The organism is Aliiroseovarius marinus (genome assembly GCF_050881025.1).
GTDB classification, from domain to species: domain Bacteria; phylum Pseudomonadota; class Alphaproteobacteria; order Rhodobacterales; family Rhodobacteraceae; genus Aliiroseovarius; species Aliiroseovarius marinus_A.
Genome location: NZ_JBNNXQ010000001.1, coordinates 279,226 through 292,943, shown reverse-complemented (window position 1 = coordinate 292,943; position 13,718 = coordinate 279,226). Strand labels below are relative to the sequence as shown.

General features: G+C 60.5%; 15 protein-coding genes. 12 read left to right on the top strand and 3 right to left on the bottom strand.

Annotated features, from left to right (window positions below):
- Positions 1–50 precede the first annotated feature (50 nt).
- The 11 genes from murI to ACRY08_RS01285 all read left to right on the top strand — a co-directional run bounded on the left by murI (position 51) and on the right by ACRY08_RS01285 (position 7,941).
- Positions 51–863, top strand: coding sequence for a glutamate racemase (gene murI, locus ACRY08_RS01335; protein ID WP_432448831.1), 813 nt, complete (start codon positions 51–53; stop codon positions 861–863).
- Positions 864–920: 57 nt separating this feature from the next.
- Entirely contained in the window at positions 921–1,949 is a 1,029-nt protein-coding gene (argC, locus tag ACRY08_RS01330) for an N-acetyl-gamma-glutamyl-phosphate reductase (protein WP_432448009.1), read from the top strand.
- A gap of 40 nt (positions 1,950–1,989) precedes the next feature.
- Positions 1,990–2,433: a cytochrome c maturation protein CcmE gene (gene ccmE / locus ACRY08_RS01325; protein ID WP_432448830.1), complete on the top strand. Its 444-nt coding sequence runs from the start codon at positions 1,990–1,992 to the stop codon at positions 2,431–2,433.
- 66 nt (positions 2,434–2,499) lie between these two features.
- On the top strand, positions 2,500–3,111 hold the full coding sequence (locus ACRY08_RS01320; RefSeq protein ID WP_432448008.1) for a holin-associated N-acetylmuramidase: 612 nt from the start codon (positions 2,500–2,502) through the stop codon (positions 3,109–3,111).
- Complete coding sequence (locus ACRY08_RS01315; protein ID WP_432448007.1) at positions 3,102–3,812, top strand: holin family protein; 711 nt, start codon at positions 3,102–3,104, stop codon at positions 3,810–3,812. Before ACRY08_RS01320 ends, ACRY08_RS01315 begins: the two co-directional genes overlap by 10 nt.
- On the top strand, positions 3,802–3,993 hold the full coding sequence (locus ACRY08_RS01310) for a hypothetical protein (protein WP_432448006.1): 192 nt from the start codon (positions 3,802–3,804) through the stop codon (positions 3,991–3,993). Before ACRY08_RS01315 ends, ACRY08_RS01310 begins: the two co-directional genes overlap by 11 nt.
- The gene (locus tag ACRY08_RS01305; protein WP_432448005.1) at positions 3,990–4,130 is read left to right on the top strand and encodes a hypothetical protein; all 141 of its coding nucleotides are present in this window, start codon (positions 3,990–3,992) and stop codon (positions 4,128–4,130) included. Before ACRY08_RS01310 ends, ACRY08_RS01305 begins: the two co-directional genes overlap by 4 nt.
- Positions 4,127–4,549 carry a hypothetical protein gene (locus ACRY08_RS01300; RefSeq protein WP_432448004.1) on the top strand — a complete coding sequence of 141 codons (423 nt, stop codon included), beginning with the start codon at positions 4,127–4,129 and terminating at the stop codon, positions 4,547–4,549. Before ACRY08_RS01305 ends, ACRY08_RS01300 begins: the two co-directional genes overlap by 4 nt.
- Positions 4,550–4,640: 91 nt before the next feature.
- Positions 4,641–6,611, top strand: a complete 1,971-nt coding sequence (locus tag ACRY08_RS01295; RefSeq protein WP_432448003.1) for a heme lyase CcmF/NrfE family subunit — start codon at positions 4,641–4,643, stop codon at positions 6,609–6,611.
- Entirely contained in the window at positions 6,608–7,069 is a 462-nt protein-coding gene (locus ACRY08_RS01290) for a cytochrome c-type biogenesis protein (RefSeq protein ID WP_432448002.1), read from the top strand. Before ACRY08_RS01295 ends, ACRY08_RS01290 begins: the two co-directional genes overlap by 4 nt.
- Positions 7,070–7,164: 95 nt before the next feature.
- A complete protein-coding gene (locus ACRY08_RS01285; RefSeq protein ID WP_432448001.1) occupies positions 7,165–7,941 on the top strand; it encodes an enoyl-CoA hydratase-related protein in 777 nt (258 codons plus the stop codon).
- Between the two features lie 176 nt (positions 7,942–8,117).
- On the opposite strand, the gene ACRY08_RS01280 is transcribed toward ACRY08_RS01285, so the two are convergent.
- The 3 genes from ACRY08_RS01280 to gltX form a co-directional block, all read right to left on the bottom strand.
- On the bottom strand, positions 8,118–8,480 hold the full coding sequence (locus tag ACRY08_RS01280) for a hypothetical protein (protein ID WP_432448000.1): 363 nt from the start codon (positions 8,478–8,480) through the stop codon (positions 8,118–8,120).
- Positions 8,481–8,587: 107 nt separating this feature from the next.
- Complete coding sequence (gene gltA / locus ACRY08_RS01275) at positions 8,588–9,883, bottom strand: citrate synthase (protein ID WP_432447999.1); 1,296 nt, start codon at positions 9,881–9,883, stop codon at positions 8,588–8,590.
- A 60-nt stretch (positions 9,884–9,943) separates the two neighbouring features.
- Positions 9,944–11,350, bottom strand: a complete 1,407-nt coding sequence (gene gltX, locus ACRY08_RS01270; RefSeq protein ID WP_432447998.1) for a glutamate--tRNA ligase — start codon at positions 11,348–11,350, stop codon at positions 9,944–9,946.
- A gap of 193 nt (positions 11,351–11,543) precedes the next feature.
- Here gltX and ACRY08_RS01265 point away from each other — a divergent pair, with 193 nt between their 5' ends.
- Positions 11,544–13,604 carry a ComEC/Rec2 family competence protein gene (locus ACRY08_RS01265; RefSeq protein ID WP_432447997.1) on the top strand — a complete coding sequence of 687 codons (2,061 nt, stop codon included), beginning with the start codon at positions 11,544–11,546 and terminating at the stop codon, positions 13,602–13,604.
- The last annotated feature ends 114 nt before the right edge of the window (positions 13,605–13,718 follow it).

Sequence of the window (13,718 nt, the reverse complement as noted above, 5' to 3'; positions counted from 1 at the left end):
TGCCCTGCCTGCGCGGGGCGTGGAATGTTCTGGCAGAAGGCATGAAGACAATGGCAGTTGGCGTATTTGATAGCGGTCTGGGCGGGTTGACGGTTCTGGACGCGGTTGCAAAGCGTCTGCCGGATGTGGATTTCGTCTATTATGCCGACAGTGCACATGCGCCTTACGGGGTGCGTGATGCCGATGACATCTACGAGCTGACCAAAACGGCGGTTTCGGCGCTGTGGGATCAGGGGTGTGACCTTGTGATCTTGGCGTGTAACACCGCCTCGGCGGCGGCGCTGCGCCGGATGCAGGAAAGCTGGATCCCCGCTGACAAGCGCGTTTTGGGTGTCTTCGTGCCCCTGATCGAGGCGATGACCGAACGGGACTGGGGGGACAACACCCCGCCGCGTGAAGTGGCGGTGAAACATGTGGCGCTGTTTGCCACGCCCGCGACGGTCTCGAGCCGTGCCTTCCAACGCGAACTGGCCTTCCGCGCCATTGGCGTGGATGTCGAGGCACAGGCCTGCGGCGGTGTGGTCGATGCGATTGAAGACGGCGATATGATCCTGGCTGATGCCCTTGTGCGCAGCCATGTGGACGCCTTGAAACGCAAGATGCCCAAACCTGAAGCCGCCATTCTGGGCTGCACTCACTACCCGTTGATGGAAACGGAATTTCAGGATGCATTGGGCGCAGATGTAAAGGTCTATAGCCAGGCCAATCTGGTGGCCGACAGCCTTGCCGATTACCTGGAACGGCATCCCGACATGCGCGGGAGCGGGACAGAAAGCAAATTTCTGACCACCGGTGACCCGGTTCAAGTCTCCAACCGTGCGACCCAGTTCCTGCGACGAAAGATCACTTTCGACGCTGCGTGATTGCAGCGCGCAACCAAACCCCCTATTTCTGATCGACGAACGTTCGAGGAGGTCTTGATGACCCATAACATCGCCATTCTGGGCGCGTCCGGCTATACCGGCGCCGAACTGGTCCGGCTGATTGCCACCCACCCGACGATGAAGATCGTCGCTTTGTCTGCGGACCGGAAGGCCGGGCAGGACATGGCAGATGTCTATCCGCATCTGCGCCATCTGGAGCTGCCAAAGCTTGTGAAGATGGACGAGATTGATTTCTCTAGCGTGGATCTGGCCTTCGCAGCGCTGCCGCATGGGCTGTCTCAGGCGTTGGTGCGCGACCTGCCCGAAAGCGTGAAAGTGGTGGATTTGGGCGCGGATTTCCGTCTGCGTGACCCGGCCGAGTACGAAAAGTGGTATGGCGCCCCCCATGTGGCGACCGAATTGCAGAAATCGGCGGTCTATGGGCTGACCGAGTTCTATCGCAACGACATCCGGAACGCGCGGCTTGTGGCGGGCACTGGCTGCAATGCGGCCACGGTGCAATATGCGCTGCGCCCGTTGATCTCTGGCGGTTTGATTGATCTGGACCGGATCATCTGCGACCTGAAAAACGGCATCTCGGGGGCGGGGCGTGCGCTGAAGGAAAATATGCTCTTTGCCGAACGCTCGACCGATGTTCTGGGCTATGCGCAGGGCGGCACGCACCGTCATCTGGGCGAGTTTGATCAGGAGTTCTCGATGCTGGCGGGACGGGACGTGCGCATCCAGTTCATGCCGCATCTGGTGCCGGTGAACCGGGGCATTCTGGCCGATTGTTATGTGGATGGCGATCCGCAAGCGATCCACGCAGCTCTGGTTGAGCAATATCAAGACGAGCCCTTTGTGACCGTGCTACCCAAGGGAAAATTGCCCGGTATGGGGCAGGTGATGGGGTCGAACCAGTGCCATCTTGGCGTGTCAGGCGACCGTATCCCCGGTCGCGCATTGGTGGTGTCGGCTTTGGACAACCTGTGCAAAGGCTCGTCCGGGCAGGCGATGCAAAACGCAAACCTGATGCTGGGCGAAGACGAGACCACGGGGCTTATGATGCCACCGGTCTTTCCGTGACGGCCCGTAACAGATTGAAAAGGAAGCAGATATGGCTGGCCTGAAGAACCTGAAGAAAACCCGGCGTGTTCAGATCATCGTCCTGGCCTTCGTGGCGCTTGCGCTGTCGACGGGGTTGATTGGCTATGCGCTGCAAGACGGGATCAACTATTACCGCTCGCCTGCTGAAGTGATCGCGGAACCGCCGGCCACCAACGAGGTGTTCCGCATGGGCGGGCTGGTGGCCGAGGGCACAATCGTGCGCGGGCAGGGGGAAACCGTGACGTTTTCAGTGACGGATGGGGCCGAAACGGTGCCTGTCAGCTACACGGGCGTGTTGCCGGATCTGTTTGGGGAAAACCAGGGCATGATCGGCACCGGAACCTATGTGAATGGCGTCTTTGAAGCCTCTGAAATTCTTGCGAAACACGACGAAGATTACATGCCGAAAGAGGTCGTGGACAGCCTGAAGGAAAGCGGCGTTTACGTCGAGCCGTCCTCTTGATTTAACGCTTCTTAACGCTTCTTAACCAGCCTTGTCCCCGTATTTCAGATGCGGGGAAAGGCCCGGATGCAAAGCGTTACACAGATTGCCGACCAGATTGTCGCCCGCGAGGGCGGCTATGTGAACGACCCCGATGACCCCGGCGGGGCGACCAATTTCGGGGTGACCATCCATACGATGCGCCGGTTGGGCATGGACCTGACAGGGGATGGCAAGGTGACGCCCGCGGATGTGAAACGTCTGACACGGGCGCAGGCGCGCGATATTTTCCTGAGGCATTACTATCACAAGCCACGGATCGGTGACTTGCCCGAGCCGCTGCAGGCGTCGGTGTTCGACATGTATGTGAATGCGGGTGGCAATGCGGTGCGCCTGTTGCAAAAGCTCTTTGCCAAGATGGGGTTCGAGCTGTCTCAGGATGGCGCGATTGGGCCTCAGACCATTGGCATTGCCCATGCGGCGATGCGCCTTGCCCCCGATCACCTTGTGGACGCCTACGGGATTGAACGCCGTAACTATTATTACCGCCTCGCCGACCGGCGTCGGGCCTCGCGCAAATATGCCCGGCGCAGATCGGGGGGTAAGGGCGGCTGGATCATCCGCGCCGAAGAATTCATGTCGGCGAAATATCATTTGACCGAGGCACAACATCGCGAAAGGACACGCGCATGGGGTTGATGGGAAGCGTTTTCAGCACGATTTTTGGATCGGGCGGCAATGTGGTGCGCGAAACAGCAGAGGTTTTCCGCGAAAATGCCGAGGCCGCCTCGGCACGGGACTATGATCTGCGGGCGGCCTCGATCGCGGCTTACGCGGCCGAGTTCACCCATGCGCGAAAGGGACGGTTTGACCGGTTCATGGATGGGTTGAACCGTGTTCCGCGCCCGGCGTTGGCGCTGTCCACGCTGGGCTTGTTTGTGGCGGCCATGACCAACCCTGTCTGGTTCGCCAGCCGGATGGAGGGTGTGGCTCTTGTGCCTGAACCGCTTTGGTGGCTGATGGGGGCGATTGTCAGCTTCTATTTCGGCGCGCGCCATCAGGTGAAAGGGCAGGAGGTTCAGCGCTCGATTGCCCGGACCTTGGCGCAGGCGCAGGAGTTTCAAACCCGGTCACGCCAAGCTGAAGACCTGCCCGCGCCGAAAGGCGCGCTGATCTCAAAGCCCAAGGCAAAGCAACCGCCCGCAGGCCCCGCCACGCTTGCGGTCACGCCCGATGCTTCGGTGTCACCCGTCAAACAAGACCTCTCGAAACCCGAACCCGCAAAAACAACCGCCCGTTCGGTTGTGCGCAAGGCCCCTGCGGTCACGCCAAAGGGGCAGGTCGATGTGCAGGGCAATCCCGCACTGCGCGACTGGCAGGAGGCGCGCCGTGGCAAGTGATCTGATCCTGAAACTGGTGGCGGAACATGGCCCGTGGGTGCTGTTGGTGTTCTATCTTCTGTATCGCGATTTGCAGAAAGATCAGGCCACGCGGGCGGTTCTGGACAAGAACTCATCCGTGTTGATCGAAATCACCACGATCATCCGTGAACGCCTGCCAGCAGGCGGGGGGCGGGGATGATCAGACGCTGGATATCCTGCCTGAAAACGCGCCTTCGGGACCTGATGACCGGGGATCGCCTGAAGCGCGCAATTGAACGAAACGAACATGCGGTGGCCGAATTAGACGCCACTGTGCGAGAGGTCTTGCAGAAATGAAACAAGCATTTGCGCTGATGATGGTTTTGGCTGTGCTGTTGCAGGCGGGTTATCTGGTGGCCGGTTACGACGCCATTTATCAGATCGGATACGGGGCAATCACCCTGATGGGCCTGATGATTTCGCTGACCTTCCTGTGGCTTTACCTGCAACGCGCAACGCCGCTTGCGCTGGGCATGGCCTATAGCTGGTCGGGGGCAAGCCTTGTTCTTGGGTGGTGGTGGATTTTTTCGCTGGCCGGAGAACCTGCCGCCATGGCCGAAAGCCCGCTGCATTTTGCCCCCCTTGCGCTTTACCTCTCCGGTGCGCTTTTGCATTTCAGCGTGATCCATCGCTCTTTCGGGCTGCACGGGGCGGCGTTCTTGTTGCCTGTTTTCGGGGCCGTGGTGGTGTCCACGGTGATTTACCTGTTGGTCTGACCGTCAACTTCCCGTGACCTGCTGCCGCATGTGCCAAATCTGCGCATTGCAGGGCTAGAGGCGGGGCGCGACTCCCTGTAGTGTCGCGCCTATGATTACAGAACTCGGACATTTTGCGCTGATCTTGGCGTTTGGCGTGGCCATCGTGCAAACGATTGTGCCGCTGATTGGGGCACATAAGGGCTGGACCAGCTGGATGGAGATGGCCGTGCCCGCGGCAACGGCCCAGTTTCTACTGGTCTTTGCCTCGTTTCTGGCGCTGACCTATGCGTTTGTGACCTCGGACTTCTCGGTCAAGCTGGTCACGCTGAACTCGCATTCCGCAAAACCGATGCTTTACAAAATATCGGGCGTTTGGGGAAACCACGAAGGCTCGATGCATTTGTGGGTGTTGATTGTCACGCTGTTTGGCGCGATGGCGGCGTGGTTTGGCGACAACCTGCCCAAAACGTTGAAAGCGCGCGTTCTGGCGGTGCAAAGCTCCATTGCGGTGGCGTTTCTGGGCTTTGTCCTGTTCACCTCGAACCCGTTTTTGCGCCTTGCTCAGCCGCCCTTTGACGGGCGTGACCTGAACCCGCTGTTGCAAGACCCCGGTTTGGCCTTTCACCCGCCATTCCTTTATCTGGGCTATGTGGGCCTTTCGATGGCGTTTTCCTTTGCCGTTGCCGCGCTGATCGAAGGGCGGATTGATGCGGCTTGGGGGCGCTGGGTGCGGCCCTGGACGCTGGCGGCCTGGGTGTTTTTGACCATTGGCATCGCGCTGGGCAGCTGGTGGGCCTATTACGAGCTGGGCTGGGGCGGCTTTTGGTTCTGGGACCCGGTCGAGAACGCCTCGTTCATGCCTTGGCTCTTTGCCGCAGCGCTTCTGCATTCGGCCATCGTGGTCGAAAAACGCGAAAGCCTGAAAAGCTGGACAATTCTGCTGGCGATTTTGGCCTTTGGCTTCTCCCTGATTGGCACATTCATCGTTCGCTCGGGCGTCATCACCTCGGTGCACGCCTTTGCAACTGACCCCGAGCGCGGTGTGTTCATCCTGATGATCCTGGCCTTCTTCACCGGGGGTGCGCTGATCCTTTTCACCGCACGCGCCAGCGCCATGGAGGCCAAGGGCGTCTTTGGAATGGTCAGTCGCGAAAGCGCTTTGGTGGTGAACAACATCCTGCTGGCGGTGTCATCCTTCGTGGTGTTCGTAGGCACCATCTGGCCGTTGATCGGCGAGTTGTTTGGCCGCAAAATTTCCGTCGGCGCCCCCTTCTTCGAGGCCGCCTTCACCCCGTTCATGGTCGTGCTGGCGCTGGTCCTTCCGATCGGTGCCATGTTGCCATGGAAACGCGCCAAGATCGGGCGGGTGGCGAAACAGCTGATCCCGGCGGCTGTTCTGGCCGTGGCCGTTCTGGCGCTGGTCTGGGCCATGCAGTCGGGCAAATCCGCATTGGGTCCGATTGGCATGTTCCTGGGCACGTGGCTGGTGGCAGGCGCGCTGATCGACATTGCCAGCCGCACAGGCCGCGGCACGCCGTCTGCACGTCTGTCACGCCTGACCCGGCTGCCGCGCGCTGATTGGGGAAAACTGGCTGCACATGCCGGGTTGGGGATCACCTTCATGGGCATTTCCGGCCTGATGGCGTGGGAGGTCGAGGATATTCGCGTGGCCCGCGTGGGCGAGACCTTCCCGGTGGCGGGCTACGAGATTACCCTTGTGGCGGTCGGCCGTGAACAAGGGCCGAACTATATCTCGACGCAGGCTGAAATGCGGGTGACGCGCGATGGCAACCATGTCACCACGCTTTATCCCGAAAAACGCGTCTATCCGGTGCAGGCCATGCCCACCACCGAGGCGGCGATTTCGAACGGGTTCTGGACCGATATCTATCTGGTCATCGGGGACCCGCAGGAAGGCGGCGGTTTTGCCGTGCGCACCTTCCTGAAACCCTTCGCCAACTGGATCTGGTTTGGGTCCGCTCTGATGGCTTTGGGGGGGATGATCAGCCTGACAGACCGCCGGTTCCGCGTGGCTGCCGGGGCTGCAAAATCCCGTGCTCAAGGAGTGCCCGCAGAATGAAACAGCTGATCCGATCGCTTTGCGTGGCCGCAGCCCTGTTGGGCACGCCGGCCATGGCTGTAAACCCCGACGAGGTGTTGGATGACCCGGCGCTGGAGACGCGCGCGCGCGACATCTCGGCCCAGCTGCGCTGCGTGGTGTGCCGGGGTGAAAACATCGATGAAAGCAATGCCGCGATTGCCCGCGATCTGCGCCTTTTGGTGCGCGAACGCCTGCAAGAAGGCGACAGCAACACGCAGGTCGTGGATTTTGTGGTCGAGCGCTATGGCGAATACGTTTTGATGAAGCCCAACACCTCTGGTGCCAATCTGGTGCTTTGGGCTGCTGGCCCTGCGCTGTTTCTGGCAGCCCTTGTGGCGGGGGGCTTGTATCTGCGTCGTCGCTCCAATGCCAAGGATGGGGCCGGGGCACTGAATGCGGACGAAGAAGCGCGGCTTCAGGAGCTTTTGAAAGACTGACCCTGTGGTGATGGGGAATTTCACAAAATGACGGGGCGTTCATCTTTACCTGACCAGCTGGTCGGTTAAACTGCGCCAAACTCCGGGAGGACGAGATGGACTACGATACAATCACGCTTGAGATCACCGACGATCTGGCGGTGCTGACCCTGAACCGTGCTGATGTCATGAACGCGCTGAACACCCAGATGCGGGCGGAAATTGCGCATGCGGTGAAAGAAGCGGGCGAAAAGGCGCGCGCGCTGGTGATCACCGGGTCCGGCCGGGCCTTTTGTTCTGGGCAGGACCTTGGTGACCGTGCCAATGCGGCCGAGGTTGATCTGGAACGCACCCTGAAAGACGAATACGAACCTCTTCTGCAGGCCATCTACAACAGCCCGATCCCGACCATCTCGGCAGTGAACGGGGCGGCGGCTGGAGCCGGGGCAAATATCGCACTGGCCGCAGATGTGGTCATTGCAACGCAAAGCGCCTTCTTCATGCAGGCGTTTTCGCGTATCGGCCTGATCCCGGATGCAGGTGGCACCTATTGGATGCCGCGCCAGATGGGCTTTGCCAAAGCGATGGGGGCCGCATTGTTCGCCGAAAAGATGCCAGCGCAGGAAGCGGCTGACCTTGGGTTGATCTGGGAATGCGTCGCGGATGATGCCTTCGAGGCCACATGGCGCAAGCGGGCAGAGCAGTTGGCCAAAGGGCCGACCCTGTCCTATCGCAACATCAAAAAGGCGCTGCGCCAGTCCATGAACAACACGCTGGACGAGCAGTTGGCGCTTGAGGCGCGCCTGCAGGGTGAATGCGGCAAGTCGCGGGATTTCAAAGAAGGCGTATTGGCGTTCTTGGAAAAACGCAGCCCGAATTACGAAGGGCGCTGAGCCGCCAATTGATCACCATGTAAGATCAGCAGGGGAGTGGTGTTGCGCCGCTCCCTTTTGCATTTGGCAATGCAACGGGTGCGTCGCGGTGTGGGCGGGCGCCCGGGGCAGGCCCACACCCTCCAACACCATCGCGACCGCTTAGCGGGCGCAACCGCATGGGGCATGCCATCGCGCTAGAGGCTGCGGGCAGTCGTAAGCGTGGCAAACAACGAGCCGTTCTCGCGTTGACTGAAATGCACATATAGTTGGCTCTCGCTTTGTACGAGCTCGAGATATGTGGGCCAGATCTCAAACGGGAAGAAAAACTCGATATGTTTGGCCTTCGCGTTGTAAAGCGGCGCGCGCAGTTGGGCGTCCAGACTGCCGCGCAGAAGCGCGGTCTTCGCGTTACCAAGCAGAGGTCTTCCTTTCAGGATCAATGTTGGACGGGTTTCCACTTTTCCCTTGATGCCTTCCTGACGGCATCCCAACGAGATTTCGTAATCTGTGACCTTCAGAATATGGCTTTCGGATGCATTCCCGACGTCTCCACCCATTCGTTTTCTCCTAAAAGATTGATAAAGTGAGTGTAGGCTAACATTCTTCGCTAAAAACAAAAAACGCCGCCCATTGGGCGGCGTTTTCTTAAGCCTGTGTGTGTAGATCAGCGCTTGGCGACATCAATATAGTCGCGTGTCGTGTCGCCCAGATACAGCTGGCGCGGACGGCCGATTTTCTGGCCCGGATCACCCAGCATTTCTTTCCACTGAGAAATCCAGCCGACGGTGCGCGACAGGGCGAAGATCGGGGTGAACATCGAGGTGGGGAAGCCCATCGCCTCGAGGATGATGCCCGAATAGAAGTCCACGTTCGGATAGAGCTTCTTCTCGACGAAATAAGGATCTTCCAGCGCGATGCGCTCCAGTTCCTTGGCCACTTTCAGGGTTTCGTTGTCTTCGATGCCCAGAAGGCCCAGCACCTCGTCAGCACTTTCCTTCATGACCTTCGCACGCGGGTCGAAGTTCTTGTAGACGCGGTGACCGAAGCCCATCAGGCGGAAGGGATCGTCCTTGTCCTTGGCGCGGGCCACGTATTCCGGAATGTTGTCGACCGAGCCAATCTCGCGCAGCATTTCAAGGCAAGCCTGGTTGGCGCCACCGTGGGCAGGGCCCCAGAGGCAGGCGATGCCAGCCGCGATACAGGCAAACGGGTTGGCGCCCGAGCTACCTGCCAGACGCACGGTCGAGGTCGAGGCGTTCTGTTCGTGATCGGCGTGCAGGGTGAAGATGCGGTCCATGGCTTTCGACAGGATCGGGTTCACTTCGTATTCTTCGGCCGGCACGGCAAAGCACATGCGCAGGAAGTTCGACGCATAGTCCAGATCGTTCTTCGGATACACGAACGGCTGCCCGATCGAGTATTTATAGGCCATCGCGGCAATGGTCGGCAGCTTGGCGATCATGCGGATCGCCGCCACTTCGCGCTGCCACGGGTCATTCACGTCGGTCGAGTCATGATAGAAGGCCGACATGGCGCCCACGACACCGGTGATGATCGCCATCGGGTGTGCGTCGCGGCGGAAGCCCGAGTAGAACTTGGTCATCTGCTCGTGCACCATCGTGTGATTGGTCACGCGGCTTTCGAAATCCTGCAATTCTGTGGCCGACGGCAGTTCACCGTAAAGCAGCAGGTAGCACACTTCGAGGTAATGCGATTTTTCGGCCAGCTGGTCGATTGGGTAGCCGCGATACAAAAGCTCGCCCTTGTCGCCATCAATGAAGGTGATGGTCGAATCGCAGCTCGCCGTCGAGGTGAAGCCGGGATCATAGGTGAACACGTCGCCCTGCGCGTAAAGCTTGCGGATGTCGATCACATCCGGCCCCGCAGTGGGGGAATACATGGGCAGTTCCAGCTCCTTGTCGCCAAAAGTGAGTTTCGCGGTTCCGGTTTGTTCAGCCATGTATCATTCCTTCGTGTTCGTGTTGGCAGCAGCCTGCCCCGTTGGGCAGGCGCCCGTGCTTCATGCGCTTGCATCCTCCAACCGGGCGATGGTTTCGTCCCGTCCGAGCACAAGCATCATATCAAATACGCTGGGCGTGACGGCCCGTCCGGCGAGGGCGGCGCGCAGGGGCGCTGCCAGTTTGCCGAACTTGAGGTCATGCGCCTCGGCGAGGCCATTGAGGATGCCCTCAAGCGTGTTGCGGTCCCAGCTACCATTTTGCAGCTGCGGCGTCAATTCTTTCAGTATACCGCGGGATACATCATCTAGAGATTTCTCGGCCTTTTCGTCCCGGTCAATGGGGCGGGAAACCGTCGCAAATCGAGCCTTTTCAAGCATTTGCGGCAGTGTCTTTGCCGAAGTTTTCAGCACAGGCATGGCCGCTTCGACAAGAGATTTTTTCTGCGCCTGCAAAGGTGCCTCGCCTGCGGCAGCCATATAGCCTTCCAATGCGGCCAGAACCGCATCATCCGGCATTGCGGCCAGATGCTGCCCCGACAGGTTGTCGAGCTTCTTGAAGTCAAAGCGCGCCGGGCTTTTGCCGATGCCGCCAAGATCGAACCATTCCAGAGCCTGCGCGTCCGAGAAGAATTCGTCATCCCCATGGCTCCAACCCAGACGGGCCAGATAGTTGCGCATCGCGGCGGCGGGATAGCCCATCGCTTCGTATTCCTCGACCCCCAGCGCGCCGTGGCGTTTGGACAGTTTCTTGCCATCCGGGCCGTGGATCAGCGGGATATGCGCCCAGACCGGCAGGTCCCAGCCCATCGCCTGATAGAGCAGCGTCTGGCGCGCGGCATTGTTCAGGTGGTCATCGCCCCGGATCACATGGGTCACGCCCATATCGTGGTCATCGACAACAACGGCCAGCATGTAGGTGGGTGTGCCATCAGAACGTAAACAAATCATGTCGTCGAGCTGATCATTGCGGATGGTGACATCGCCCTGCACCTCGTCCTGGATGACGGTTTTGCCGTCACGCGGGGCTTTCAGGCGGATCACATAGGGCGCGTCCGGGTGGGTGGCAGGGTCTGCATCGCGCCACGGGCTTTGATAAAGGGTCGAGCGGCCCGCTGCCTTGGCCTCGTCACGGAAGGCCTGGATTTCGTCCTGCGTGGCAAAGCATTTATAGGCGTGACCCTTGGCCAGCATCTCGTGGGCCACTTCGGCGTGGCGGTCTGCGCGGTCAAACTGGCTCACGACCTCACCGTCATGGTCCAACCCCAACCATGCCATACCCTTCAGAATGGCTTGGGTGGCCTCGGGGGTCGAGCGCGCGCGGTCGGTGTCCTCAATGCGCAAGAGGAACTTGCCACCGCGGCCACGGGCATAAAGCCAGTTGAACAGTGCCGTGCGGGCGCCACCGATATGCAAATAACCGGTGGGCGAGGGGGCGAAACGGGTGACGATCTGATCGGTTTGGGACATCGGGCATTAACCTTTTGGAAACCATGCTGGGGTTAAGCAGGTGTGAATATCGGTTCGGCGTGTGTTGAGACCCAAGACCCGGGTCAAACGCGGGCAACCGGGCAAAGGTGGCGGCGTTTTCAGGATACTTGCGTGTCAACGTGATCTGGCAACGCTTTACGCAAAAGGGAGGCCGTGAACAAGGGTGCTGGCCGTGAAACTCCTGTCCCGGATCGAAGAAGAACGCGGGCGGCTCGTGATCTGGGCACCGCTTTTTCTTGGCACGGGCATCGGGCTGTATTTCGCCATGGCGCGCGAACCCGGCATTGTGCTCTACACCTTTCTGGCCTGTGCAATTCTGGCGTGCATTGCCATGGCGTGGCGCTGGCCGTGGGGATATGGCCCCATGGCGCTGGCCGTGGCGCTTACCGCGTTTGGGTTCTGCCTTGCGGGTGCCCGCGCGCATCTGGTGGGCGACCCGGTGCTGGGTTTTCGATATTACGGCCCGGTCGAGGGGCGCATCGTGGTTGTGGACCGCTCGCAGTCACAGGCGGTGCGGCTGACGCTCGATCAGGTGCGTCTGGACGATGTGGCGCCGCGAAAACTGCCCGGACGCGTGCGTGTCTCGCTGCATGGAGAGCAGGGCTATCTCACCCCCCGGATCGGCCAGCGCGTGGCCATGACGGCGCATTTATCCGGCCCCAATGGACCGGTGGAACCGGGCGGGTTCGATTTCCAGCGTATGGCCTGGTTTCGCGGGATCGGCGCGGTTGGGTATACGCGTGTTCCGGCCCTTGTTCTGACCCCGCCTGATCGCAGCTGGGATCTGGCCGTGACGCGTATGCGGCAGAATATCTCGCATTGGGTTCGGTCGATCCTGCCCGGCGAGGCGGGGGCATTCGCCGCCGCGATCACCACCGGCGACCGTTCGGCGATGAGCCAGGACACGATCGAAGCGCTGCGCGGGTCCAATCTGGCTCATCTTCTGGCCATTTCCGGGCTGCATATGGGGCTTTTGACGGGCTTTGTCTTTCAGGCGGCACGGTTGCTTTTGGGGCTGTGGCCGATGCTGTCCCTGCGCTATCCGGTCAAAAAGCTGGCGGCGATCATCGCCATTGGGGCCGGCGCATTCTACTTGTCTCTGTCCGGCGGGGCGATTGCCACGGAACGGGCGTTTATCATGGTTACGACCATGTTCGTGGGCATCCTGTTTGATCGCCGCGCGCTGACGCTCAGGGCCGTGGCCCTTGCCGCGCTCATTGTCCTGTGCCTGACGCCCGAGGCTCTGACCGAGCCGGGGTTCCAAATGTCTTTTGCCGCCACCACCGCTCTGGTGGCGGTGTTTGGCTGGCTGCGTGAACGCGCGCGTGATGACACGGCCCGCCGCCTGCCCAAATGGGCGCGCCCGGTCGTGGCGGTGGCCATGTCTTCGGCCATTGCGGGGCTGGCGACCGCCCCCATTGGCGCTGCGCATTTCAATCAGGTCAGCCATTATGGTCTTGTGGCCAATATCCTGTCCGTCCCCGTTATGGGCACCGTGATCATGCCGCTGGCCGTGTTGGCTGCGGTGTTGGCCCCGGTCGGGCTGGGTTGGGGGGCTGTCTTGCTGATGGACTGGCCCATCCGCTGGATCATCTGGGTCGCGGGGGCTGTGTCTTCACTGGACGGGGCGATTGGCAAAGTGGTGTCGCCTCCCGGCGCGGTTTTGCCGCTCGTGGCGCTGGGCGGGTTGATGCTGGTCCTCTTGCGCGGGCGGGAACGCGCCTTGGCTTTGGCCCCGGCTTGTGCGGCGTTTTTGCTGTGGGCCGGGGCCGAACGCCCCCCGGTTCTGATCAGTGAAGGCGGCGGGCTTGTGGGCGTGATGACCGGGCAGGGGCGTGCCCTGTCCAAGCCACGCGGCGAAGGGTTTTCGGCCCGGTCGTGGTTGGAAAACGACGGGGACAAAGCCGACCAGAGCATGGCCAGCCTGCGCGATGGGTTTGAAGGCCAGAAGGGATACCTGATGGTGGATCTTGGCGCCGTAAAGCTTGTGCAAATCTCGGGCCGTGCGGCCGAAGAAAAACTGCCCAACGCCTGCACAGAGGCGGATGTGGTGGTGTTGTCGGCCTGGCGGAAACAAGACCTGCCGGATGCCTGCGCCAAAACCCGCGTGATTGATCGGATTGCCTTGAAAGACACGGGCGCGGTTGCGCTTTGGCCGGGGCGCGGCGGGGCAGAGAAGCTGCGCATTGAGCCGGTCAGACACCCCAGCCACAAGCGGTTATGGAGCCGCTAAAGCGTTCCGAGATTACCTTGAGGCACAAGTTGATTTCGAAACGCCCACGACATTGGTAGGCTCCGCGCGTTTCGCCTTATTGTTGTGCCTCAACACTAAGGCGAAACGCTTTAG

Excerpts from the sequence above, each read along its gene's own strand:
- ACRY08_RS01280 (WP_432448000.1), bottom strand. The coding sequence starts at position 8,480 with ATGGGTGGAGACGTCGGGAATGCATCCGAAAGCCATATTCTGAAGGTC.
- gltX (WP_432447998.1), bottom strand. The coding sequence starts at position 11,350 with ATGTCCCAAACCGATCAGATCGTCACCCGTTTCGCCCCCTCGCCCACC.
- ACRY08_RS01285 (WP_432448001.1), top strand. The coding sequence starts at position 7,165 with ATGGACTACGATACAATCACGCTTGAGATCACCGACGATCTGGCGGTG.
- ACRY08_RS01315 (WP_432448007.1), top strand. The coding sequence starts at position 3,102 with ATGGGGTTGATGGGAAGCGTTTTCAGCACGATTTTTGGATCGGGCGGC.
- ACRY08_RS01300 (WP_432448004.1), top strand. The coding sequence starts at position 4,127 with ATGAAACAAGCATTTGCGCTGATGATGGTTTTGGCTGTGCTGTTGCAG.
- gltA (WP_432447999.1), bottom strand. The coding sequence starts at position 9,883 with ATGGCTGAACAAACCGGAACCGCGAAACTCACTTTTGGCGACAAGGAG.
- ACRY08_RS01320 (WP_432448008.1), top strand. The coding sequence starts at position 2,500 with ATGCAAAGCGTTACACAGATTGCCGACCAGATTGTCGCCCGCGAGGGC.
- ACRY08_RS01295 (WP_432448003.1), top strand. The coding sequence starts at position 4,641 with ATGATTACAGAACTCGGACATTTTGCGCTGATCTTGGCGTTTGGCGTG.
- ACRY08_RS01305 (WP_432448005.1), top strand. The coding sequence starts at position 3,990 with ATGATCAGACGCTGGATATCCTGCCTGAAAACGCGCCTTCGGGACCTG.
- argC (WP_432448009.1), top strand. The coding sequence starts at position 921 with ATGACCCATAACATCGCCATTCTGGGCGCGTCCGGCTATACCGGCGCC.
- murI (WP_432448831.1), top strand. The coding sequence starts at position 51 with ATGGCAGTTGGCGTATTTGATAGCGGTCTGGGCGGGTTGACGGTTCTG.
- ACRY08_RS01290 (WP_432448002.1), top strand. The coding sequence starts at position 6,608 with ATGAAACAGCTGATCCGATCGCTTTGCGTGGCCGCAGCCCTGTTGGGC.